Consider the following 24,245-nt stretch of genomic DNA (forward strand, 5'->3'; position numbering starts at 1 on the left):
ATTCTACAAAGGATGTTTTTTCCCTGCCACTTTTTTACGGGCGTAAATAGTTTCAGGTTAAAGTGCCGGACGGACTTCGCCAAACACGTCTTTATGTTCGTTGATTTTCTCCTGCCCGCCGAATACGCAAATCACATTCTGTTCCATGCAGTCTTTGACCATGTCGGCCAGCTTCTGCACATCCTTCTGCCGGGTATCGAGGATTTCATCCCGGGACTTCTGACGGTCCGCTTCGGTAATGCCCCGCAGCCAGCAGGTGGCCGCGGCACTGCCCTTCATCTGGGGCGTCAGCGGCGTATCGATATTGCTCATCGTGCCGATGATGTACTTGTCCATCTCCCGCTCGGAAGCTGCAAAATTTCTGAGGTAATCCGCTGTGCCGTCAAACACAGCAAGCGTCTCCGTCAAATTCGGGTCGCGGTAGGAACCGAAATACATCATGCCGTTGCGGTTGAAGCTTGTGAACGCGCCATAGGCACCGCCCTGCACGCGGATTTTCGTCCAGAAGTAATCGTAGCGCAGAATGGTTTCCAGCACATGCATGGTCCCCGTAAACGCATGGCCCAGTTTCAGGAAGTTCGCGCCCTTGCCGACATACTGCACGCGGCTGGAGGATGTCAGGCCTTCATTCTTAGCCTGCAAATCCCACTGGTATTCCTGCGCCGGATAACTTTCCGTCCCCAGTTTCTGCTGGAACTTGTCAAATTCCGCTGCGAATTCATCATAATGCGCAGCCCTGTCCGTTACGCTGACAATGAGATTGTTGCGGGTAAAGAGCATCTTTGCCAGCTCGCTGAGCTTGGCGCTGATGGTGGGCAGATTGGCGGGGAAGTCAGCCAGCAGTCCCTTGATAAAGGGATAGAATGGCAGTCCGCCTTCGTCAGCATAGCGGCCGGCAGGCGTCAGATAACCAGCTAGACGAGCGCTGACCACCTGATGCGCACTGCGCTGCAGATTGAGTTCAATCGTGGCCTGTTCCTGTTCCAAGAGCTCCCGCATACGCTTTTCATCGCTGAACTTGCTGGTCATCAGAATTTCCTGCAGGAGTTCCAGCAGCTGCGGCAGTTTTTCCCGCAAAACCTTCGCCTTGACCTTGAACTTCGGCGTTGACGAATCCGGCTCATTCTTCTTCGTATAGGTCACGATATCATAGGCAATACCACCGGTATGAAGGTTCTTGCGGTTAGCCAGCTCTCCATAGGTGCTTGTTTCCGTATCCACATTGCCGATAAGTTCACTCAGCAGGAACGCATAAGGAATATCCTCCTGCGGCACCATCTGCGCATCAAATAGCAGACTCAAATAGGTAATACCGCTGGTTTCCACATCGCTGAACAAAATCTTTGTTCCCGCCAAATCCTTTTCTTCCAACGGAAGTTCATAAGCCTTGCGGCGGATATCACTGAGTTTCAGAAGAGGAATCGTCTTTAAGGCTTCTTCCGTATCTTCACTCTGCTGACGTTCCTTCAGCGCCTTATTATCGGCAATAAGCTGCTGAATTTCCGCCGCGCTGAGTTTTTCCTTGCAGGCGGCCAGTTCTTCCACCTGCTTTTTCTCACGCTCTGCCGCCATGGTCTTGGACGGGGCCATGGTGATGAGCGCTGCATGATTGTTGTTCAGGAAGTAACGGCGGATGAGTTCTTCAAAATAGCCATTATCAAGGCCTTCCTTCATGGCCTGAATGGCCTCTTCATAGCCAAGTACACTTTCCGGTGCACCGTCATAGAGCCAAGTCTTCATCACGCGGATACCATAGATAAGGCCCTTGGGCGCAGAACCGAAGTCGGATTCGCGCAGGCGGAACTCGAGCAGGTTAATGGACGCTTCCAGCAGCGTGCGGTCAATGCCCTTATCGGCAAGCTGCTGCAGGGTATCCTGCACAATGCTGTAGAATTTCTCGACCCGGTCGGCCTCGGAATTGCTGATGACAATGCTGAAGAAGGGCTGCAGCATATCATCCTCGAAGGAAGAATCCACATCCTTGCCCAGCTGGGCATCAATCAGCGCCTTGCGCAAAGGAGCCGCCGGCGTTCTGAGCAGGGCATGCTCTAAGATTTCCAAGCCCATCATATCGACGGGATTCAAAGATTCTCCCGTGACCCAGTTCAGGGACAGGAAGGTCTTTTCTGCCGTGTCCTCATCCGGGCTGGCCGGATATTCCAGCGCCTGACGCTGCAAGCCGGCAAAAGGTGCCTGCTTTTCGATATGGGAGTCAATGGCAATGCGGTCAAAATGGGACAGATATTCCTCGTCCAGATAAGCCAGCTTTTCTTCAATATCCATATCACCATAGAGATAGATATAGCTGTTGCTGGGATGATAGTAACGCTGATGGAAGTTCTTGAACATCTCATAGGTCAGCTGCGGAATGGCCTCCGGGTCACCGCCGGACTCATAGCCATAGGTCGTATCCGGATAGAGCGCAGCCATAATGCGGCTTTCAAGCAAATCATCCGGTGCCGACAGCGCACCCTTCATTTCATTATAAACGACACCACTATATACCAGCGGCGCATCAGCGCTGTCAATTTCGTAATGCCAGCCCTCCTGCATCAGAATCTGCGGATTTTCCAGCATGGCCGGATAGAATACTGCATCGAGGTAGACATCCATGAGATTCTGGAAGTCCTTGTCGTTGCGGCTGGCCACCGGATACATGGTCTTATCGGGATAGGTCATGGCGTTGAGGAACGTATTTAAGGAACCCTTCACGAGCTCCACAAACGGTTCCTTCAAGGGATACTTGCGGCTGCCGCAGAGGGTGGAATGTTCCACGATATGGGCCACGCCGGTATCATCAAAGGGCGGCGTGCGGAAGCTGATGGAAAACACCTTGTTATCATCATCATTCTGCAGGAAGAAAAGGCGGGCACCGCTCTTTTCGTGCTCCATCGTCCAGGCAATGGAGCGGGTCTCCTTGCTTTCGCTGCGATTTATAATCTTAAATCCATGAATATGGTCATTCACCTTCACAAAATCACTCCTGTAATTGGCATCAAAATCTACTATATAAACAACATAATATTATATCACTGTGAGAGCATGCTCTCAAGTTCCTCACGGGTAACGGCATAGGTACCCAAGCGGGTCACTACGCGGCTGGCAGCCAGATTTGCCATATAAGCGCCCAAGGCTGGCGGCAGCCCGCCGGCGAGCGCCATGCCAAAGACAGCCGTCACCGCATCCGTTGCCCCCAATACATCGAAGAGTTCCTGGGCGGTCGTGGGAATATGCACCGTTTCATTTTCCCGTACCAGTACCATGCCTTTCTGCGAACGGGTGGCAATGATGTTCTTGATATGGAACTTGCGCATGAGATAATGGCAAGCCTTCTCTACGGCGGCATCCTCGTTTTCAATGGGCTGCAGCAGAGCATTGTTAATGCGCTTGAGATTGGCCACCACATAATCGGCATTGCGGTAGTTTACCCAGCAGGCGGAACTTAAATCCACCACCACCGGCACCCCGTGATTATGGCACTTTTCGATAATCCAGCTGCAGGAAGCATCGGTGCAGGCGCCGTTCGCATGGTCGGAAATGATGACGCAATCCAGACTTTCGCTTAATTTTTCCCCGATATACTGCTCGAAGCGGGCCATGTCCTGCAGTTCCACCGCCTGATTCGCCTCAAAGTCCAGACGGAACATCTGCTGGTTGTTGCTGACAATACGCACCTTGGTCGTCGTGGGACGGCTCGTGTAGATGAGGCCGCTGGCATCAATGCCATAGTGTGCAAATTTTTCCACCAGACTCTCGCAGTGAGAGTCCTTGCCCACGAAGCCGGCAATGCTGACCTTGCAGCCGAGCACCGCCAAACTGTAAGCGATGTTGGCGCTGCCGCCCAGCTTTTCCGATGATGAGTGCACCCGCGTGACGGGCACCGGCGCCTCGCCGGATATACGGGTAACCTCCCCATAGTAATACTTATCCAGCATGATATCTCCGACCACCAGCACCTTGCACTGACTCGGTTTCGTGGCCAAAAATTCCCGTAATCGCTGCCCTTCCATACTGCCGCCTCCTTATATTCTGTAACATATTCATACATTCGCGGTGAAGCAGGAAAATCCTCCTATACAACTTTACACTTATCTACTATCAAAAGACAGAGATTCATGCTATAATGATAGACAAGCAGTTATTATACATAAACAGATAGGAGATGTTGCGCTATGATGGCTTTGAACTTTCAAGCCGCCAAGCATAAGAAAATGTTGATGGAACGCACGAAAAATTGCACCGTGCGCTTAGGCGATGTCAGCCAGCTTTATCCCGAAGGTTCCATCGTCTGGATTACCACCGGCGTCAAGGGCGAACCCAAGCACAAGCTCTATCCTGCTTATCTGGACAAAGTCCGGGTAAAAACCATGGGCACCCTTACCTCCAATGATTTGGGCCATCAGAACCCCGAAATCAACTCCCAGGAGGAACTGGTAGCGGATTTTGAAAAAATCTACAAGCGCCGGATTCTCATGGAAGATACCGTAACGGTTATCTACTTCACCGAAGTCCACGAGGATTTGTAAAAAAATACGCTTGGCTCATGAGCCAAGCGTATTTTTGTGCCTAAATGTCAATGTTTGGCGCTATGACAACCAGAACAGCCGCAACCGCAGCCGGAGCTTTCATTGCCACAGCAGTCATTGTGCCCCGTGCGGAAGTTGTTGTACACATGCCGCAGGGCGAAGAACAGGGCAACCGCCAGGATTGCTCCTACCACATAAGTTGCCATAAGGATTCCTCCAATCAGAAGCCCAGGAGGCGGCCAATCTGGTAAACCAGCAGGGATACTACCCAGGCAATCACAAACATGTAAACAGCGGAGAAGCCCATCCACTTCCAGCCGCCAGCTTCTTTCTTAATCGTACCCAGAGCCGTTACGCAAGGCGTGTAGAGCTGGGAGAAAATCATGAAGGCGAAGGCGGACAGAGCCGTAAAGCTCGTTGCCATGCCCGTCTGCAGCAGAGTGCCAGCCGTTTCCACAGCTTCTTCCGCTTCCGTGGACACATCAGCAGCACCATAGAGCACACCGATGGTTGCTACTACGGTTTCCTTAGCCATGATACCGGAGAGCAGAGCGGCGCCGGCTTCCCAGGTGGCAAAACCATGGAAGACAAAGAGCGTGCTCATCCAGTTGCCCAGCGTAGCCAGGATGGATTCGTTGATTTCGCAGGGGCCTTCGAAGTTGTAGTTGGACATAACCCAGAGAAGAACGGAAGCGGCAAAGATAATAGTACCGGCTTTAATGAGGTAGCCCTTGCCCTTATCCCAAGTTTCCAACAGAACCGTCTTCATATCCGGCATACGATACGGCGGAAGTTCGAGCAGGAACGTGGAACCGCCATCCTTAAACACAGAGCTGCCGAGGATTTTAGCAGCAACAATCGCCATGACTACACCGATGATGTACATCGCAAATACCACATTTGCAGCATTATCCGGGAAGAACATCGCCGCAAACAGCGCCATAATCGGCAGTTTTGCACCACAGGTCAAAAACGGCGTAACCATGATGGAAACCATGCGGTCTTTTTCCGAATCCAAAGCGCGCGCACCCATAACGGCCGGCACAGCGCAGCCAAAGCCCATCATCAGCGGCATAACGCCTTTCCCCGTGAGGCCACAACGGCGCATAATCGGGTCCATGATGAAAGCGATACGGGCCATATAACCCGTGCCATCGAGGAAGGACAGGCAGAAGAACAGCACGAAAATCAGCGGTACGAAGGTCAGTACGGCGCCCACACCGGCAATAACACCATCGCAGACGAGGGATACCATCCAGTCAGCCACACCGGCTGCTTCCAGAGATTCCTTGGCAAAGTCGAGGAAATCTTCATTGATGGCTGCATCCAGAGCATCGGCAATGGGCTGGCCAATCCATTCAAAGGTGATGTTGAACACCGCATACATGATGCCGAGGAAAATCGGCAGCGCCAGAATGCCGTTGGCCAGGAACTTATCCATCTTCTCGGACATATCCGAGCCGACGCTATTAACGGTAACGGCATCGGCCATAACCGTGTCAATCAAAGCATAACGGGCTTCGATGATTTCTTCATTCTTCTGGTCATCGCTCTTGCTGCTGGCTTTGATTTCCTCCACCTTGGCGATATGGGCTTTGACCCTATCGCTGGGCTCGTAGTTGTCCATCACCGTGCTGGTGAACACATCCAGCAGTTTCTTGGTGCTCTTGCTGCTGCGGCCAATGCTTTCTACAACCGGCATGCCGAAGGCATCTTCCATCTTGCGGCAGTCCACCTTGATGCCGCGGCGTTCTGCATCATCTTTCATGTTGAGGTCGATGAGCACAGGAATCCCCTGCTCCAACAGCTGCACCGTCAGGAACAAATTACGCTCGAGGTTGGAGCTGTCCACCACATCCACCACAAGGTCAAGTTTATTGTTCAGAAGATAGTCGATAACGATTTTTTCTTCCGGAGAACGGGCATTGATGCTGTAGGTACCCGGCAGGTCCACAATGGAAATGGCTCTATCGTTATGACGGGTATAACCGACCTTCTTATCGACCGTAACCCCCGGCCAGTTACCGATTTTCTGACGGGCGCCAGTGAGTTCGTTGAAAATCGTGGATTTACCGACGTTTGGATTGCCGGTAAGTGCTACTGCTAATGTTGACATTGTATTCACTACATCTCCTCTATCCATTTTGTCAATCTCCATGACGATTAATTTACCTGCTGCACCTGAACTTTGGCTGCATCATCACGACGCAGAGCCAGATTGTAGGAACGAACACCAATCGCAATCGGGTCGCCTAAGGGTGCACTGCGGAGTACCTTTACCTTGGTACCAGGAGTGAGGCCCATAGTCATCAGTCTTTCCTTGAGGTCGGAATCGCCAATCTGCTGAATCTTCAGCGTCATGCCGGTCTTACCGTCTTTCAATGTCAAAATCAACGCCTCCTAATGAGTTCTCGAATAATAATGATAATGATAATGAGATTATTTCTACTTAATTTATGATAACGCATATCAATCACACTTGTCAAGGATTCTCATTTACAAATGGAAAATATTATCTTTAGCAAATTTTATGACAACTTATCAAGACAAAAAATTGACAAGTCAAATTTGACTTGTCAATCTGCATGCTATTTCACAAGCTCAATCGGTGACAACACCGTCTTGCCCTGACTGTTAGTGAAGATGTCCGCCCGGACGCCGAAGGTGTCCGCCAAACGTTCCACGGTCATTACCTCCTGGGGCATCCCCTGGGCTTTCAAGCATCCGTCCTTCACAATCATGATTTCATCGGCGTATTGCAAAGCGTGGTTGATATCGTGAAGCACCATGATAATGGTCATCTTGTACTCGCTATTAAGGCGCGCCACAATATCCATAACCTCCAGCTGATGAGCGATGTCAAGATAAGTGGTCGGCTCGTCCAGCAGCAAAATCTCCGGCTGCTGAGCCAGCACCATGGCCAGAAACACCCGCTGCCGTTCACCGCCGGAGAGTGTCTGCACCTGACGCTGCGAGAGCGCCTGCACATGTGTAGCCTGCATGGCCCACTCCACCACTTCCCGGTCGGTTTTGGCATCCCGCGAAAATAGACTGCGATAGGGAAAGCGGCCGTAATCTACCAGCTGCTGTACCGTGGTATCGGGAGGCGCTGCCGCCCCCTGCGGCAGAATGCCGATTCGCTTGGCGATTTCCTTGCGCCCCAGCTCACGGATTTCCTGCCCGTCCAGCAGGACTTCGCCCGCGTAATCCGTATTGATAGCCGCCAGCGCCTTAAGGAGCGTAGACTTACCTGCGCCGTTTGGGCCGATAATGGCCGTGCGCCGCCCCGCAGAAAAAGTGGCCGATATGCCATGGAGGATTTCCTTGCCGTCAATGGCCACTTTTAAGTTGGCTGTTTTCAGTTCCATCCTCAAAGCTCCCTTCTCAGCAAATACAGGAAAAAGGGCGCGCCCAGCACGGCCATGATGATGCCCACGGGCAGTTCCACCGGCGCCACAATGGTACGGGCAATGGTATCACAGAACGTCACCGTTCCTGCACCTAACAAAAGTGTAGCCGGCAGTAATACGCGATAGTCCGAGCCGACTAAAAGACGTGCCGTATGCGGAACAATCAAGCCTACAAAGCCCAACAGACCCACCACGGACACGGCGCTGGCTGCCAGCAATGCCGCCAAAGCCGAGAGCATAATGCGCGTTAAACCCACACGCAGCCCCAGCCCCTTAGCCAATTCATCCCCTAACTGCAGGATGTTCAGATGACGCGCGGCCAAAAGTGCCAATACTGCACAGATAAGCGTATAGGGCCAGAGCATTTCCACCTGGGGCCAGCTGCGGGCCGACAGGCCGCCCACCATCCACATCAAGGCGCTATGTACACGGTCACTGTAGAAAATCAGCAGCGCAGAAATGCCCGCGCTCAAAAACGCTGACACGGCCACACCGGCCAAAATAATGCGGATGGGACGAATCCCATTTTTCCAGGCCAATATGTAAATAAGCAAGGCCGCTCCCATAGCGCCGATAAAGGCCGCCGGCGTCACCAGATAAGCAAATCCCGGGAAAGCCAGCATCACGAGAATACCCAGAAGCCCTGCCCCTGAGGATATGCCGATGATATGCGGGTCGGCCAGCGGATTTTTCATCACAGCCTGCAGGATTGCTCCGGAGAGCGCCAGATTGATGCCCACCAATGCCGCTACGATACTGCGGGGCAGACGGATATTATAGATGATTTGTCCATGGGGACTGCTGCCTGCGCTGGTGAGAAACTCTGCGATTTCCGTAAGCGGAATATCCACGGAGCCTTTCACCATGCTGACGAGCAGCCCTAAACAGGCAAAAGCGGCCAACGCTAAGAGCATTAGCGTCCGCCGTTTCCTGCCTGCAGAAAACTCTGCTTCCTTCATTATATTTTTCCTTTACTTTGCCTGCGGATAAACACATTTGGCCATTTCAGCCACAGCCTCGGGATAATGAATACCGGGGCTCAGCAGGAAGAGTTCCTGGGGCAGATAATAAACTTTCTTATCCCGCACAGCCGGGATACTCTGCCAGGCCGGGCCTTGCATGGTTTCCTCCATGCTGGCCTTGATGGCCGAAAGCTTGCCCATGCTCGTGACAAAGATGATTTCCGGATTCTGCTCCACTAAAGTTTCCATGCTGTAAGGTGCCGCATCGGGATTTTTCTCCAAAGGCTTGCTGCCGCTGGCCACATTCTCCCAGCCGAGCATTTTCGCCACAGAACCTGCAATACTGCCATCGAGCTGTACCGACAGGCCCTGACTCGTGCTATGGATGATGGACACGCGCCGCTTGTCTGCAGGAATGCTGTTTTTTACGGCCGCAATCTTTTCATCCATGTCCTTAATCAGCGCTTCGCCCTTTTCCTTGTTGCCGGTAACGGCAGCGAGCGTATTTACTTCCCGCTTCACATCCTCGTAGCTTTTCATATCGAGCACCAAGGTCTTGATGCCGCTTCCTTCCAGCGCTTCCACGAGCTTTTCATTCATGCCCTTGTTGATGATGACCAAGTCCGGCTGGCAGGAGAGCACCTTTTCCGTATCAATCTGATAAACCTTGCCGACGCTGGTAATGTCTTTGGCATAATCCGGCATCTTCGTCTTGGAATCCGGACGGCCCACCACTAAATCGGCACCGCCCACAGCTTCCAAGGGTTCCAAAAAGGAAGCCGAGGTCACCACAATGCGGGCAGGTTTCGCCTTGAGTTCTACCTGACGGCCCAAATCGTCCGTTACCGTAACAAACGCTGACTGGTCAGCGGCCTTCTGCTGCTCACTGCCACAACCGGTCAGCAGGAGTGCCAATACCATAACTGCCGCCAGCAATACGCACAGCTGACGCTTCATAATATCATCCCCTATTATTTTTTGCGCGTCAAAATCGTGGAGAGATAGTTCAGCTTATCCTTCTTATGGGCCAGGACATCATAGATGATTTTCTCATCATCGAGACCGGCACGGCTCACGAGTACAGCCTGTTCAGCCATTTCGTTTTTGTCCAGCATGTCGGCCACTTCTTCGAAGTTCTTGTAGACCTTCATGAGCACCACATTATCCGCTGCCTGCATGGCTTTTTCCACCTTTTCGGGGCTGGCGGTTGCCGGAATGATGGAGAGCACATCGTCCCCTTCCACAATGGGGTAACCGAGCTGGCTGCCGATAGCGGCAAATGCGGGAATGCCGGGAATGGTCTGAATGTCCACACCCTCATTTTCGAGCAGGCGGAACACGTAGATATAGGTGCTGTAGAACATGGGGTCACCGATGGTCAGGAAGGCCACGTTCTTACCAGAGCGCAGCAGTTCCAGAATCTCCTGCTTGTTGGATTCCCAGGCATCCGTGCTGTTTTCCGCAAAGCCCTTCACCATGGGGAATACCTGATAGACGATTTCCACATCCTTCTTGAGATAGGGTTTGGCTACCGTCAGCGCCACGCTGCCGTCTTTCTTCTCCGTCTTAGGAGCGATAAGCACGTCCACCTGTTCAATGGCCTTAATGGCCTTCACCGTCAAAAGTTCCGGGTCGCCAGGGCCCACACCGATACCATAAAAGATTCCACTCATGAATCATTAACCTCCATACAATAGTGTCTTAGCCTATCATACTATGCTGACTATCACCTGTCAAATAAACCTCTAAGTGTGTTTAAGCCGCCCGCCCCAATCTCAGGCAGGGCAGACGGCTTAACACAGCGATGAATATAGATAAAATAGATGAATATGGTGAAATCTTATTTTTCGAGAGCGTTCCAGGCATCTTCCGCACGTTTTACGTAGAGGTCGCGGATAGCCTTGTTTTCGCCAATACCGTGAATGTAGGCGTTAACCTTGTAGCCGGCTTTTTCCAGAATGGATTTATGGGAATCTTCTTCCTTACCAGCCATATCGTTGTTGGCATGGTCACCAGCAACCATCATCATCGGCATGAGCGTGATGTTCTTGATGCCGTTCTTCTTGAGCTTGGGCATAACCGTTTCGAGGTTCGGCCAGCCTTCTACCGTGTAAACGTAAACATTCTTGTAACCGGCTTCGTCGAGCTTAGCCTGAATTACGGAATAGTAAGCGTTGGAAACCTGCGGCGTACCATGAGCCATAATCAGGATGGCATCATCCTTGCCCTGTTTCGGGAACTGGGTGGACAGCGCCTTGATGGTTTCAGCCACATCATCAGCCTGTTCTTCCTGACCCTGCCAGTACATCAGAGAAGTGCCCAGCGTCATCTTCTTGAACTGGTCTTTGTAATTGTGATATACGCCGATATCATAGTTGTATTCCATGCCCGGAATAACATCGAGAGATGCCAGTGCTACGCGGGTGTAGCCTTCTTTTTTCAGCTGTTCCAAGGCTTCTTCCGGCGTCGGGAAGGTAATGCCTTCGTTTTTCTTCACGCGGTTAATGATGATATGGGAAGTATACGCTGTTACCACCTTGGTATTCGGATGCTTAGCCTGAATGGCCTTTACCGTAGCATCGATGGTCTTAGCGCGGGTATCTTTGAACGTCGTACCAAAAGTCATCACCACAATGGCGTCCTTGTTGGCCTTGTTAGCCATAGCCGGGTTTTCGTTCTTGAGCACGCCGATTTCCGAAGCCTGCTTGAGCGCCTTGGTCGGAGCCTTGACTTCCTCGTTGAGCTGATAAGCTGCTTCTGCCGGTACATAGCTTGCGGAGAAAGCTGCCCCGCAGGCGATAGCTGCTGCTAACATTTTCTGCCAGTTTTTCATAAATAAAAAACCTCCCTAAATACTCCCCTGCATCAGAAAAAGCACCTCTCTGCAAAAAAGCGCAGAAAGATGCTCCCATCTCAAAAGACGAAATCCCCTTCCCATCGCTCGCAGGTTCAGCAGCCTCCCAACAGCTGCTACGGTGATTGTCAAACAGGCAGTTCTCCTGGCTCGGTTCATCGCTTACCTGCGCCTTCCCAAAAGCTTCGCTTTCAGTGACTTAACTATGCAGGCTTACTCCCCTTACAGTGGCGGGACCGCGCTGGCCTTTAACCAGCTTCTCTTTTCAGCAGCCGGATGTGCGCCGGCTTGCACCTGTTCCTCTTATGCAGTTTATAAATAAATGTGAAATCACTCACATTTTTAATTATAATCACTAAGATATATGCTGTCAATCACAGCATAAAAGAATTTCATTTATGCGGCCAGCTTGTCAAAGGCACGGCGGCTCAGATAGAATCCTACCAAGGCATACGCAGCCAGTACGAGCAGGGATAGGATTTGCCCTTCGCCACCACCGGCCAGACTTCGCAGCAGCATGCTCGTATGCGTCAACGGCAGGGCTTCAATCACCCAGCGCAGAACAGTCGGCAAGGCCTGTGTGGTAAAAAAGGTGCCACAGAGAAAGGACATGGGCAGCAGTATATAAGTGTTCACCTGACTCATTTCCTCATAGGTGCTGATTTTCATGGCAGCAAAGAAGCCTACCTCCGCAAAGATAACGGCATTGAGCACCAGCACCAGCAGCATCTGGCCGGAAAGCTCCAGCCGGGCGCCAAAACCATAGGCCAGTACCAGAATGATGGCGCTGGAGATAAGGCTGCGGAGGACCGCCGCCAAGACCTTCCCCAACACATAGGCGGAAGGCTTAATCGGAGCCAGAATGTATTCTTCCAAACTCTTATGGTAAATGCGCTCGGCATGCACCGGCGTGATGCTGTTGAAGCTGATATTCATGGAATTAAGCGCCAGAATCCCCGGCACGAGAAAGTCCAGATAACTGCCGCTGCCCACGTTGATACTGCGCCCCAGCCCCCAGCCGAAGGCCACCAAATAAAGCATGGGCGCCACCATACGGGCCAGAATGAACTTGGTCAGACGCCGCTTGAGTACCACCCAGTCCCGCCAGAATACCGTCCAGGTATCGTATAAAACTTGCAAAATCACAGGCCTCCTTTATGCCCGGTAAGTTCAATAAACACATCTTCGAGATTCGTGGGGCGGATAAGGATGCCGCCAGCCGCCTCCTGACTGCCGGCAAAGGCCGCCGCCTCCTGTTTTTCTCCGAAGAAGCGGTATTCCCGCCCCTCGCTGCCATCCCATTCCACGGTGAATTTTCCGAGCCGTTCCTTGAAGTTTTCCGGCGTGTCAAGTGCCGTAAGTTTCCCCTTGTTTAAGATGGCCACCCGCTGGCAGAGATTTTCCGCCTCCTCGATATAATGCGTGGTCAAAAACACTGTCACGCCGTCCCGGGCAAGGCCGCGTACCAAGTCCCAGATGCGCCGCCGCACCTGCGGGTCAAGGGCTACGGTCGGCTCATCCATAAAGAGAATCTTGGGCTTATGAATCAGCGCCCGGGCAATAAGCAAGCGCCGCTTCATTCCCCCGGACAAGCGGCGCACATTGTCGTTTATGACCTCGGTCAGTTCCACATAGTTCAAGAGTTCCGCAATCCGCTGCTGGCGTTCCCTTTTTTCCATATGATGCAGGCGGGCATGGAGCTCCATGTTCTCCCCCACCGTCAAATCCTGGTCAAAGTTCACATGCTGGGGCACCACGCCAATCAAAGACTTGACCCGCTGGGCTTCCCCGGAACTGAAGATATCCCGCCCGCCATAGGCAATTTTACCTGCGGTGGGCTTAAGCTGCATGGTCAGCATGCGGATGGTCGTGGTCTTGCCTGCCCCATTGGGCCCCAGCAGGCCAAAGACCTCTCCGGGACGGACATGCAGGGACAGCGCATCGACGGCAGTCTTTTCCGTCTTTTGCCCCTTCTTATCCTTATGCGGAAATTTTTTGGTCAGTTTATCAATAACAATCATCGGGTCTAATTTCTTCCCCCTCGTTATTCGTGGCGTTCATTCACCCATTAGTATAGCATCATTACGTCCTTTTGGCGAACCTTCAGTGTGTTTCCGCCTGTTCGCCCCTGACTGCTTTCCGCTGTACATCATACGCGCCAATCTGCTGCCGCATACTGGCCAGCAAAAGTTCCGGCTCCACCGGCTTCGTCAGATGGTCATTCATCCCCGCCTTCCGGGAATCCTCTACATCCTCCTGGAACGCATTAGCAGACAGGGCAATGATGGGCACAAGCCCCGCATCCTTCCTGTCCAGCTGGCGAATCTGTGCCGCCGCCGTCAAACCGTCCATCACCGGCATTCGGATATCCATCAGAATCACATCAATGCTATAGGGCGGCGACTCCAAGAACTGCAGCACGCCCTGTTCGCCGTTTTCAGCGGTAATGACCTGCAGATTATTCATTTCCAAAATGGTGGTCACAATCTCCCGGTTCAGCTCATTATCCTCGCAGACGAGAACCTGACGGCCTTCCAAATCGACCGCCTCACTATCCGGCAGCTGCTTTTGCTGCCCCTCATCACTGGCCCTTTCTATCTCCAGTTCCACCGTAAAGGTTGTGCCCTTCCCCAGTTCACTTTCCACCACCACAGTACCGCCTAAGATATCCAGCAGCCCCTTGGCAATGGAAAGCCCCAACCCTGTGCCCATAACGCCCTGCGCAGACAGAGCATCTTCCTGCTCAAAGGGTTCAAACAGCTTGGGAATGAAATGGGCGGATATGCCCCTACCGGTATCCTTTACCATAAAGCGGCACTTACAATGGCAGTCATCGCTTTCAAGCACCTTGCCCTCAAACCATACATCCCCGCCTGCCTCCGTGAACTTCACAGCATTGGACAGGAAATTCAGCAGGATTTTGGAAAGCTTCAGCCTGTCCAGCCGGACAAAGCCCACCTCTGCAAAATCCATATTGACATGAAAATTGACCCCCTTCTGCTCCGCCGTTGGACGGATGGAGGCAATCAAGCGGTCCAGCATATGGTTGGCTTCCACCACTTCATAATCCAGCTGCTTTTTCGCGGAGCCTATCCGGGAAAGCTCCAATGTATCGTTAATCAAATCCTTCAGCAAAGAACCGGCCGTCATAATCTTCTGCAGGTATTCATGCACCTTGTCGATTTCCTGACATTGCAAGGCCAGCTCTGCCACACCCAAAATACCGTTCAAGGGAGTCCGCATATCATGGCTTACATTGGAGAGGAACGCCGACTTGGCCCGATTGGCACTTTCAGCCTTCTCCAAAGCCTGCCGCAGCTGTTCGTTGAGCTTTTCCATTTGCTCCTGATGGCGAATTTCATCTGTAACATCCTCAAAGCTGCCCACCAGCCCCACAATTTCGCCATTTTCAATCAGTGGCCGTTTGCTGGCCACAATATCCCGCATTTCGCCATGACTCATGCATTTGCCACGGACGCGGTAAGTCGATTCTCCCTTATGCAGAACGCGCCACTCATCACTTTTGAACGGCTCTTCCTCCGCATGCCAGCCCATTTCCTCATCGGTTTTCCCTAAGATGACCTGCTCCGAAGGAAAATCATAATAATCCAAAAAGGCCTTGTTCGCTCCCTGAAAGCGCCGTTCCTTATCCTTCCAGAAAAGCGCCGTCTGCGTGGTATCCAAAATCCGTTCCAAGAGCGCATTCGTATGGGTAAACACTGCCGCCTGCTTTTCCTGTTCTTCCCGTTCGGCCGTTATATCCATGCTGGCAATATACTGCAAAACCGAACCATCAGCCAATTTTCTGCCATAAATGGTCGACATCAGCCAGATAAATTTATCCTTTTCTTGCGGCAGAAACATGCGGTAAGTAAACTGCAACAGCTCCTCCGGATTATGAAAAACACGCTGTACCATACGCAATACGCGTACCAAATCATCCGGATGAATCTGTTCATTTATCGGCAGCATAAAGAAATCATAGAGTTCTTCGCGGCTCATTTTGAACATACGACAAAGTCCTGCAGAAATATGCAGGACTTCAAGGGCGTCAGGATACCTCCGGCAAACCAAAACCGGCGCATAGGCATCATCAATATTAGCAAATTTATATTTCGAATCGGCTAACATTTGCGCTCCCTCCAGCAGTGACTTAATCTTTCACTAGATATTCTGTAAGAAGCGTCAATTTTCCTTCTATAAAATGGTTAACCAATAAAAAATTTTGTCACCATCCAGAGAAGCGGAACGGCCACCAAGGTGCGTTCCAAAAAAATCACAAACAGGCGCTTGATATCCAAGCCTACATCACTCTTGACGATGATGCTGCCCACCTCGGTCAGATAGATAATCTGCACCAGCGACAATGCCGAGATAAAGAAGCGAATCTGTTCCGGTGCTTCGGGATTCGTGATGAGCGCCGGAATAAACATGTCGATAAAGCCCACCAACGTAGCCGGTGCCAGCGTGAAAGCATCGGGAATACCGATAGCCCACATATAAAGTCCCATGGGATAGGCAATCCATTGGAAGATGGGCGTTTCATTGACGAGCAGTGTGCCGATGGTTCCCCACGCAATGACGATGGGAATCAGGTCAAAGAGAATGCCAATGGCCATCTCGAGGCCCACCTTCACCGCTACGGACAGACGGAACTTTGCCGCCCGTTCCAAGGCCGCGGCAATGGCCCAGCTGACGAGGGAATTACCTTGCGGCACTTCTTCTTTTAGCTGCGGCTCACCGCGATAATCCTCGGCCACCGCAGCCAGAGGTGGAATGCGCACGGCAATTACCGCCAGCAAGAGGCCCACCACCGTTACCGTCAGATAGAGCAGCGGAAATAAATGCTCCACATGGAGCGTGCCCGCTACCACCATGCAGAAGGGAATGGACACCAAAGAGAAGTTCGTCATAATGGTGGCTGCTTCGCGGCGGCTGTAGTAACCGCTGTTGTACTGACCGGCCGTTATGAGCACCGCCGTGTTGGACGAAGCCAGCCAGGAGGCAATGAGGTCAACCGATGCCCGCCCCGGCACATGAAACAGCGGACGGATAAGCGGCTTTAAGAGCACACCCGTAAACTCCATAATGCCTGTATCCGTCAAGAAGGGCAATACAAAGCTCAACGAAAAAGCCAAAGCCACCAAGGTCTGGGAAAGTCCCACCATGCTGCCGCCCACGTCAGCGCCGCGAATCCATTCGGGGCCTATTTCACCGCCCACGGCAATGACAACGAGCAATGCCACCAGCCGCGTAAGCAGATAAGGCCAGGACACATTGAAAAGCCCCATGGCCCACTTGCGCGTCGTGATAAAAGACGGCTGACAGAACCGGCAAGCTAGCGCACCCAGAGCAGACAACGCCACCAAGAGATACAAGAACCAGGGAACATTGGCGGTAATGAGCTTCTCCAGCCACTCCGTCAGCATCCCCACGGGAGTTGAAAAGCCCTCCCCGCCCCCAACAGGCAGGAGAAACATGCCCATGCCAAACAGGGCACCAACCACAAACTTAATCCATGTCATGTATTTTTCCTCACTTTTAATGCATAAATTTACAACAGCACCTATTTTACACGGTTTTTGTCCTCTTGTCACGCATTTTTTTGCCCGATTCTTATAGCCCAGCCCTTGTTGACAAGTCAATCTGACAAGTCAAATGTCAGGGCCAATTCACTCCCCCCGGACGATTAAAATCTGCGGTTCACTTCGTCAGCAACATTTCAGAAAGCCTTGGCGCCTCCCGCTTCATGCCTTTTATGATGACGATTTGGAAGACAAAGGCACAAAGTATGACGATAAGTCCCATTATTATCCAGAAGGCCATGCTTTCATCATCCATTCCCACAGCCGCTATGGCCGGATTGTAGACCGTCAGGGCATCGTAGATGGTATGGATGAGTACAGGAACGGCCAACGCGATCACATAGGAGGACTTATATAGCAAACCGTTTTCCCTGTTGTATTTTCCCAGCCCAAGATATTTGCCCATGATGATGCCCATTGACATATGCATCGCTACATCGGTAAGGCGGAAAAGCGTCATGATACTTTCTCCATACACCATCTCTTCGAGCAAGGTGAAGCCAAAACCTGTCGCGCCGCCTATCAGGGCGTATTCGTAGACATTTTTCGGCTTCAGCATGCAGATGGCCCAGAGTATCATCAATAGCTTGGCAAATTCCTCAGTGAGCCCGGCCCGCAGAAAAGCTGAGACAAAAGCTTTCAAAAACGGGTCCTGTATATCGTTTAGGCTATAGCCCTCCACCGTCAAGCCATAGCCGATGGCCAGCGTAACAGCAAAGGCCAGGATGGTTGAAAGCACCCCCAGGCCGATAGGAAGCAGGGCCTGCTTTTTACCGATGGATGCGCCGACCTCCCATTTGCGCATTTTCTTGTAGATTATGCCTAGTATAATTGCGGCTAAAAGCATCTGAATAAGTTCCATGATACGTCCCCCCTTTCGTCACGGAATTACAACGACCAGCCTATACCTATGCATTTGCGCAGGTAGTTCTTTATATATTTCCCGCTATGTTTAAAAAATCCTTTTCCCAGACAAAAATACCCCGCAGAGCCGACATCTTTGCAACTAAGGCAAACGTGCCAACCCCACGGGGTATCTAAAAATCGAACCTGCCATGCAGGATATATTCAATTATGGAGCTGATAACCAGGATTGAACTGGTGACCTTATCCTTACCAAGGATACGCTCTACCGACTGAGCTATATCAGCAACAACTCGTATAATATAGCATTTAACAGGGTATCCTGTCAACACTTTTTTTAATCTTCGGCGGCGAGTCTAAAACGGAACATTGACATGTCAAATTCCCCTTCCTACTTGAACAGGTCCCAAACCTTAGCCAGGAATCCTCTGTCTTCATAGCGCCTTAACTTCTGCTGCAGATTATGGATTTCATCCTCCAGCACTTTTATCTTATCGCTATCCGAGATATTGGTATTGCGGAAGTACAACGCGTTTATCCCCTTGATGGCATCGGTCGGCGTCAGCCAGGTTTCACTGGCTACCTTGGCGGCATAATGCATATCATAGGCATGCCCTAGTGCCAGCGTCACAGGTGTTTCACTTTTGGCAATCGCTTCGATTACCTCCGGATGGTAAAAGGGCGTAAAATCTGCCCTATCCCCGCCGCCGCGCACGATACAGATAAAATCATACTTATCCGCTTCATCATTTATCGCTTGAATGGTTTGCACGATTTCCTCTGGGGAACTTATGGTGATATCATAGGATTTTATGCTGTAATTGCCCTTGCGCAAGGCGTAAAAGTCAGCCTTGCCGGCACTGCCGCCAGCGGTAATCAAAGCCATCCGATTTTCTGTGATTTTGATTTCCGGCGGCGCCGCATTCGTCCATTCATCCTTGTATTCAGCCTGCCACTGCTTGAGCTGATTTATCCACTCAGATTCCCGTGCCTCGCCGTTTTCCAGACGGGACAGGCCGATATATTCTGCCTTGATTTGAAATTCGTTCTTGCGTTCATGCCAAATCTGCAGGATACCGCGGACATCCACCACCGCACCTTCGACGATCGCATCCCTATCTGCAATTTCAATATGTGCCGGTATCCAGACGGAAAGTTTCTTCTTTTCCTCGATGCCGCAGGTCATGATCATAAAGGTCTTTTTCTCATTTATGTAATGAACGGTTCCATACAGCGTACGGACTTCCTTGAGCTCATCCCCCAATTCCACGTTGTCATATAGCAAATCCAGATAATCATCCATGGGGATAGGCTTTCGCTTATTGTATTCCTGGATGATGTAGGAAACCGCCTCCGGAAATTCTTTTTCATGTTTTTGGCGCAGCTGTTCTGTGTTCAGCTTTTGGGCATCAATGCACCACATCCAATTATGGTTAACATTTCCCACATTAATTCCGGGAAATCTTTCCGTTTTCAGCGTCTCCCAAAAGTTGCGGTTCTGATAAGGGTCTTTCTGGTTCTCTTGTTGCTTAATCTTAAATTCCATGTATCTTCCTTCATCAATGAGCAGAGTTTCAAACATCTATTGATGATATAGCATATCGTCTGGAAATACAATTAAAGCAAGATTAAAAATTGCTCCTTAATCCGTCCCGAGCCCCTTATCGTTGCGCAGCTGTATTGCCTCGGCAATATGCGGCGCTGCGATATTTTCCGCCCCGGCCAAGTCTGCTATGGTTCTGGCCACTTTGATAATCCTATCATAGGAACGGGCGGAAAGATGCTTCTGCCGGAATGCCTGCTCCAACATGGCTTTTGCCTGTGGTTCCAATGGACAGAGCTTCTGCAGCATGGCATGATTCATCTGGGCATTGCAAAAGATATGATAGTTTTTGAGCCGCTGCAGCTGTATCTTTCTGGCTGCTGCCACCCGCTGACGGATTTTCGCCGACGATTCCGCCCGCTTGGCTGAGGAAAGCTCCTCATACTTCACCTGCGGCACCTGAATGTGAATATCGATTCGATCGAGCAGCGGCCCGGAAATCCGCTGCGTATAGCGCTTGATTTCATAAGGCGTGCACTTGCATTCCCTGTCCGGAGAACCGGCATAGCCACAAGGACATGGATTGGCCGCAGCAATCAGAATCAGATTGGCCGGGAATGTCATGGTACCATGTGCTCTGGCTATCGTTATCTTCCTGTCTTCCACAGGCTCGCGGAGAACTTCCAACGACTTCTTGCCAAACTCCGGCAGTTCATCGAGAAACAACACGCCATTATGCGCCAGCGTCACTTCCCCGGGCCTTGGCACACTGCCACCGCCAATCATGGCCACCATCGATGTCGTATGATGGGGACTGCGGAAAGGACGTTCCTTGATGAGTCCGCCTCCTTTGAGCAGACCTGCCACACTGTATATCTTCGTCACCTCAAGGGCTTCTTCCGGCGTCATTTCCGGCAGGATGGAACTCATGCGCCGCGCCAGCATGGTCTTGCCAGCATCTGGAACGCCGACCAGCAGCACATTATGACCGCCGGCTGCGGCAATTTCCAAGGCTCTTTTCGCCTGAAACTGCCCCTGCACATCGGCAAAGTCATCGCTAAAAACACCTTCCTCTTCAGCAGCCACTTGCGGTTTGGCAGGCACGAGTCGTTCCTGACCGGTCAAAAAGCCCACGAGCTGCGCAAGGTTATCCACCGCATAGACTTCAAGCCCCTCCACCAACAAGGCCTCATTGACATTATCTCTGGCCACAAACATGGCGGTAAAGCCCTCTTCCTTGGCCTTTACCGCCATGGGCAGGATGCCGCGAATCCCTCGGCAGTCACCTTCCAATGACAACTCCGCCGCAAAGAGGTACTTGTCCAAGGTCGCGGCCGACACCAATCCATACGCCGCCAACAGTCCCACCGCAATGGGCAAATCCAGCCCGGAACTGTCCTTGCGCACATCGGCAGGCGCCAGATTGATGGTGACTTTCTCCTGCCGCAGTTTGATGCCCGAATTGCGGATGGCCGTGCGCACCCGCTCCTTGGCTTCCTTAACCAAAGCATCGGCCAATCCCACAATATCAAAGCCTGGCAACCCCGCCGCTGAATCCACTTCCACATGGATAATCAGCCCGTCAACGCCCAAAGTTGTCGCCCCAAAAGTCCGCGCAAACATCCAATCCCCTCCCTAACATTCAAAGGCCCCCGGCAGATGGTGCACCTGCCATTTCCCCTCCGGCAGGGCATAGACCTCCACCACATCAAAACGGCAGAAACACTTATCCTCCGATAAACGTTTCTGCCGTAAAAACCATTGAGCGGTCTGAATTATTTTCTTTTGTTTGTGAAAATTCACTGCCTGCGCAGGAGTTCCATAGCGATTGCCATGACGTGTCTTGACCTCGACAAAGGCCAACACATCCCCCTTTTGGGCAATGATGTCAATCTCTCCTACCGGCACCCGAAAATTACGGGCACAAATCCCATAGCCCTGCCGCTGCAAAAATTCAACAGCTACCTGTTCTCCCTGACGGCCAAGAATCTGATTACGCATAGACAGCCCTTCTTTAACCTGAAATTAAAGTTTAGGCCCAGGCTGATTCTTCTTCGCTTTCTTGTCAATACGATAGACATAGGCCATGACTTCTGCAATGGTGCGATAGAGCTCCGGGGGAATCTCCCGGTCAATCTCCAAGGCCATGAGCATATTGACCAGCGTCTTGTTCTGGTAAACGGGAACGGCATTTTTCTGAGCAGCAGCCAGGATATTTTCCGCCACATGACCGCGGCCCTTGGCTACGACCTTCGGCGCCGTATCGCGCTCCATATCATACTTCAATGCCACCGCCTGCTGGGGGACATTGGGGTCCGTTTCCGGTTCTGTCTTTAGTGGTACCCGCTGCTTCTGCATTCCTGTTCACCTGCCTGAGTGTTCCTTCACCATTAATATTTTATGCCACAACCGTCCATGTGTCAAGGACATTATTGTATCATTTACATAAACCGCCGCTCTCCTACAGCCCCTACTTTCAGTTCTTTGAGCTTTAGGCTGCTGTCCCGCAAAGAGCTCCGCAAAGCATCCACCTGCGAGCGGAATTCGTTGGCAATTTCCGTATTAGAGAAAAAGAGCCGCATATCGAGCTGATTTTCATGATAGACCCTGCAGGTCAGCTCCACCGCCCCGATATTATCCGTAAGCACACAGAGCCGCAGCCAGGTTTCCTTCTTCATTTCGCCCGTTTCGGGGTCCGGCTGTTTTTCATCGTATACATGGATATAAGCGGGATAGGTACTCTCCTCCCCCATATACATGGGCAACATGAAATTCAGGGAGCGCTGGCCGGGAACAATGCTGTTGTCCCCTTCCATGGAGCCCCGCATGGAGAGCACAAAGGTCGCCACATCCTTGCCCGCCTTCTTTAACTGCCGGGCCGTCATATTCCTGGTATAAGTCATATCGCAAAGCTGCATAAAGGCCCAAAGCCGTGGCAAATCGGGAATATTCTGCTGCAGCGCCGCCTGTTGGATGGTGGCCGGCACATTGGCCTGACAGAGGCGAATCAGCTGCTGTAACTGCTGGGTTTCCTTGGCGCTTAAAAGTGCCTCCTTGCCGTTGACAAAACTCTGCATGAGCAAGGCATCCTTTTGGGTCAGATTGCCATCTTTCAGGAGCAGCTGCGCCAAATCCCGCATGACATTCATGGTTTGCGGCGTATTTTCCATCACCTGATTCATCAGCTGGTTCTTGGCCTGCTGCATAGCTGTCTGCTGCGGCCGCTGTACCACTTCCGACTGTACCATACTTTCCCGGGCCATACCCTGACCGAGATTTGCCCGGACATCCTGCAAGTGGCCAGATTGGCTATTAGGCGCAGCGGGCTGATTTCCGCCAGACTGCTGTACGGTGTTTCCCAAAGCCGTGTTTCCCTGATCGGGGCCCTGTGCCTGTGAAGCCGTTTGACCGGCACCGGCTGAAACATTGCCGGCCTGTCCGCCTGCTGCCTGTCCTGCAGGATTGGACGAAAGGCCTGACTGATTGGCCTGTGCCGGCTGTCCTCCACTTTGTGGAGCACTTTGACTTGTCAGATTTTGACCGTTCGCCGCATTTTGACTTGTCAATTGGTTTTGACTTGTCAAATTTGCCTGCCCGGCTGGCTGGTTACCAGCCATGGTATTGGCATTCAGCGGCGCATTCTGTCCGGCAGCGGGATTGCCGCCCGCCGATGCATTGGCGGTCTGTCCTGGCTGTGTAGCAGTGGTATTCGGTTGTGTTGCAGCATTGGCATTTTGTCCCGCTGCATTCTGCGCCATTGGCTGCCCCTGCTGACCTTGAGCGGCAGCCTGTCCCGGCGGATTGGCCTGCGGCTGCGCCCCACTGCCATCACTAGCTGGCCGCGGCATAAAGTACTGCACGAGCTGTTTCAGGAAGTTCGTAGCCGAGCCTTCCCCTGCAGGCAGCGGCTGAACCATACCTTGTGGCTGCATGGTCAGGAGCAGCTGCTGAACATCCTTGGGCAGTTCAGCAAAGGGTTTGCCATCGAGCAGTTCAAAGGCCGCCTTGGTCAGGAGAACCGGCTCCAAGGCCGCTCCCTGCTCCACACTGGCCAGATTCTTGAGATTGGTCAGCAAAGCCTGCATGGTATCGCTGACTTCCATGGTCATGCCCCGGTCCATGAGCTTACCCATCTGCGTCAGCATGCGGGAAAAGGAACTTAACTGCTCCATGGAAAAGCGCTGGCTTTCCAGAGTACTCCCTAGCCCTTGCGCCAAAGTCTCTTCTAACGAGAAGGCCTGCTTCATGACATTTTGAATGAGTTTTTGCAAATCCGCGGGCATCTTTTCCACAGCGTCAGTTTGGTTGCTCGCGATTTTGGCCAAAATGCCTGCCATATCATCCACGGCATTTTGGATGGCCACATTTGTTTTGGGACTAAATGCCGCCGAAGAGCCACCGCCATCACCACGACGGCCGACACCTTCCCCCGCACTGGGGGCCTGGGGTCGTTCTACGGGGCGGATTCCCACATTCATTGAGGCTTCCATTGGCATTTCCC

The 24,245-nt window shown here is 52.0% G+C and carries 21 protein-coding genes, 1 tRNA gene and 1 riboswitch; of the genes, 1 reads left to right on the forward strand and 21 read right to left on the reverse strand.

What is annotated here, in order from left to right; translation table 11 throughout:
- Window positions 1–57: 57 nt before the first annotated feature.
- Both P157_RS0111390 and P157_RS0111395 read right to left on the reverse strand, forming a co-directional pair.
- Complete coding sequence (locus P157_RS0111390; protein WP_026761101.1) at window positions 58–2,973, reverse strand: insulinase family protein; 2,916 nt, start codon at window positions 2,971–2,973, stop codon at window positions 58–60.
- Between the two features lie 56 nt (window positions 2,974–3,029).
- Window positions 3,030–4,010, reverse strand: a complete 981-nt coding sequence (locus tag P157_RS0111395) for a bifunctional heptose 7-phosphate kinase/heptose 1-phosphate adenyltransferase (RefSeq protein ID WP_026761102.1) — start codon at window positions 4,008–4,010, stop codon at window positions 3,030–3,032.
- A gap of 162 nt (window positions 4,011–4,172) precedes the next feature.
- On the opposite strand from P157_RS0111395, the gene P157_RS0111400 reads away from it, so the two are divergent.
- Entirely contained in the window at window positions 4,173–4,526 is a 354-nt protein-coding gene (locus P157_RS0111400) for an ASCH domain-containing protein (RefSeq protein ID WP_014424653.1), read from the forward strand.
- Window positions 4,527–4,573: 47 nt separating this feature from the next.
- Here the strand turns inward: P157_RS0111400 and P157_RS15590 are convergent, their stop codons facing one another.
- From P157_RS15590 to P157_RS0111495, 19 genes are all read right to left on the reverse strand, one after another.
- Complete coding sequence (locus tag P157_RS15590) at window positions 4,574–4,732, reverse strand: FeoB-associated Cys-rich membrane protein (RefSeq protein ID WP_155266750.1); 159 nt, start codon at window positions 4,730–4,732, stop codon at window positions 4,574–4,576.
- 14 nt (window positions 4,733–4,746) lie between these two features.
- The gene (feoB, locus tag P157_RS0111410; protein ID WP_026761103.1) at window positions 4,747–6,642 is read right to left on the reverse strand and encodes a ferrous iron transport protein B; all 1,896 of its coding nucleotides are present in this window, start codon (window positions 6,640–6,642) and stop codon (window positions 4,747–4,749) included.
- Between the two features lie 47 nt (window positions 6,643–6,689).
- Complete coding sequence (locus tag P157_RS0111415) at window positions 6,690–6,914, reverse strand: FeoA family protein (protein ID WP_026761104.1); 225 nt, start codon at window positions 6,912–6,914, stop codon at window positions 6,690–6,692.
- A 200-nt stretch (window positions 6,915–7,114) separates the two neighbouring features.
- A complete protein-coding gene (locus P157_RS0111420; RefSeq protein WP_026761105.1) occupies window positions 7,115–7,894 on the reverse strand; it encodes an ABC transporter ATP-binding protein in 780 nt (259 codons plus the stop codon).
- A gap of 2 nt (window positions 7,895–7,896) precedes the next feature.
- The gene (locus tag P157_RS0111425) at window positions 7,897–8,850 is read right to left on the reverse strand and encodes a FecCD family ABC transporter permease (RefSeq protein WP_155266772.1); all 954 of its coding nucleotides are present in this window, start codon (window positions 8,848–8,850) and stop codon (window positions 7,897–7,899) included.
- Window positions 8,851–8,907: 57 nt separating this feature from the next.
- Window positions 8,908–9,855, reverse strand: coding sequence for an ABC transporter substrate-binding protein (locus P157_RS0111430; protein ID WP_026761107.1), 948 nt, complete (start codon window positions 9,853–9,855; stop codon window positions 8,908–8,910).
- A gap of 14 nt (window positions 9,856–9,869) precedes the next feature.
- Complete coding sequence (gene cobI / locus P157_RS0111435) at window positions 9,870–10,571, reverse strand: precorrin-2 C(20)-methyltransferase (RefSeq protein WP_026761108.1); 702 nt, start codon at window positions 10,569–10,571, stop codon at window positions 9,870–9,872.
- A gap of 167 nt (window positions 10,572–10,738) precedes the next feature.
- A complete protein-coding gene (locus P157_RS0111440) occupies window positions 10,739–11,731 on the reverse strand; it encodes a sirohydrochlorin cobaltochelatase (protein ID WP_026761109.1) in 993 nt (330 codons plus the stop codon).
- A gap of 138 nt (window positions 11,732–11,869) precedes the next feature.
- Window positions 11,870–12,065, reverse strand: a riboswitch (cobalamin riboswitch).
- Window positions 12,066–12,148: 83 nt separating this feature from the next.
- Window positions 12,149–12,892, reverse strand: coding sequence for an ABC transporter permease (locus P157_RS0111445; protein WP_037368349.1), 744 nt, complete (start codon window positions 12,890–12,892; stop codon window positions 12,149–12,151).
- A gap of 2 nt (window positions 12,893–12,894) precedes the next feature.
- The gene (locus P157_RS0111450) at window positions 12,895–13,773 is read right to left on the reverse strand and encodes an ABC transporter ATP-binding protein (RefSeq protein WP_026761111.1); all 879 of its coding nucleotides are present in this window, start codon (window positions 13,771–13,773) and stop codon (window positions 12,895–12,897) included.
- 82 nt (window positions 13,774–13,855) lie between these two features.
- Window positions 13,856–15,883, reverse strand: coding sequence for a PAS domain-containing sensor histidine kinase (locus P157_RS14985; protein ID WP_051598610.1), 2,028 nt, complete (start codon window positions 15,881–15,883; stop codon window positions 13,856–13,858).
- Window positions 15,884–15,960: 77 nt separating this feature from the next.
- Window positions 15,961–17,277 (reverse strand): YjiH family protein, encoded by a 1,317-nt coding sequence (locus tag P157_RS0111460; RefSeq protein ID WP_051598611.1) that lies wholly within the window; start codon window positions 17,275–17,277, stop codon window positions 15,961–15,963.
- Window positions 17,278–17,455: 178 nt separating this feature from the next.
- Entirely contained in the window at window positions 17,456–18,199 is a 744-nt protein-coding gene (locus tag P157_RS0111465) for a PrsW family glutamic-type intramembrane protease (protein ID WP_026761113.1), read from the reverse strand.
- 213 nt (window positions 18,200–18,412) lie between these two features.
- Window positions 18,413–18,488 (reverse strand) — tRNA-Thr (locus P157_RS0111470).
- Window positions 18,489–18,592: 104 nt separating this feature from the next.
- A complete protein-coding gene (locus P157_RS0111475; protein ID WP_026761114.1) occupies window positions 18,593–19,747 on the reverse strand; it encodes an exodeoxyribonuclease VII large subunit in 1,155 nt (384 codons plus the stop codon).
- Window positions 19,748–19,843: 96 nt separating this feature from the next.
- Window positions 19,844–21,367 carry a YifB family Mg chelatase-like AAA ATPase gene (locus P157_RS0111480; protein ID WP_026761115.1) on the reverse strand — a complete coding sequence of 508 codons (1,524 nt, stop codon included), beginning with the start codon at window positions 21,365–21,367 and terminating at the stop codon, window positions 19,844–19,846.
- Window positions 21,368–21,379: 12 nt separating this feature from the next.
- Window positions 21,380–21,745, reverse strand: coding sequence for a YraN family protein (locus P157_RS0111485; RefSeq protein ID WP_026761116.1), 366 nt, complete (start codon window positions 21,743–21,745; stop codon window positions 21,380–21,382).
- Window positions 21,746–21,769: 24 nt separating this feature from the next.
- Window positions 21,770–22,102, reverse strand: a complete 333-nt coding sequence (locus tag P157_RS0111490; protein ID WP_026761117.1) for an EscU/YscU/HrcU family type III secretion system export apparatus switch protein — start codon at window positions 22,100–22,102, stop codon at window positions 21,770–21,772.
- 83 nt (window positions 22,103–22,185) lie between these two features.
- Window positions 22,186–24,234 carry a hypothetical protein gene (locus P157_RS0111495; protein WP_155266751.1) on the reverse strand — a complete coding sequence of 683 codons (2,049 nt, stop codon included), beginning with the start codon at window positions 24,232–24,234 and terminating at the stop codon, window positions 22,186–22,188.
- Window positions 24,235–24,245 lie beyond the last annotated feature (11 nt).

The organism is Selenomonas ruminantium AC2024, from assembly GCF_000687995.1.
Taxonomy (GTDB): domain Bacteria; phylum Bacillota; class Negativicutes; order Selenomonadales; family Selenomonadaceae; genus Selenomonas_A; species Selenomonas_A ruminantium_B.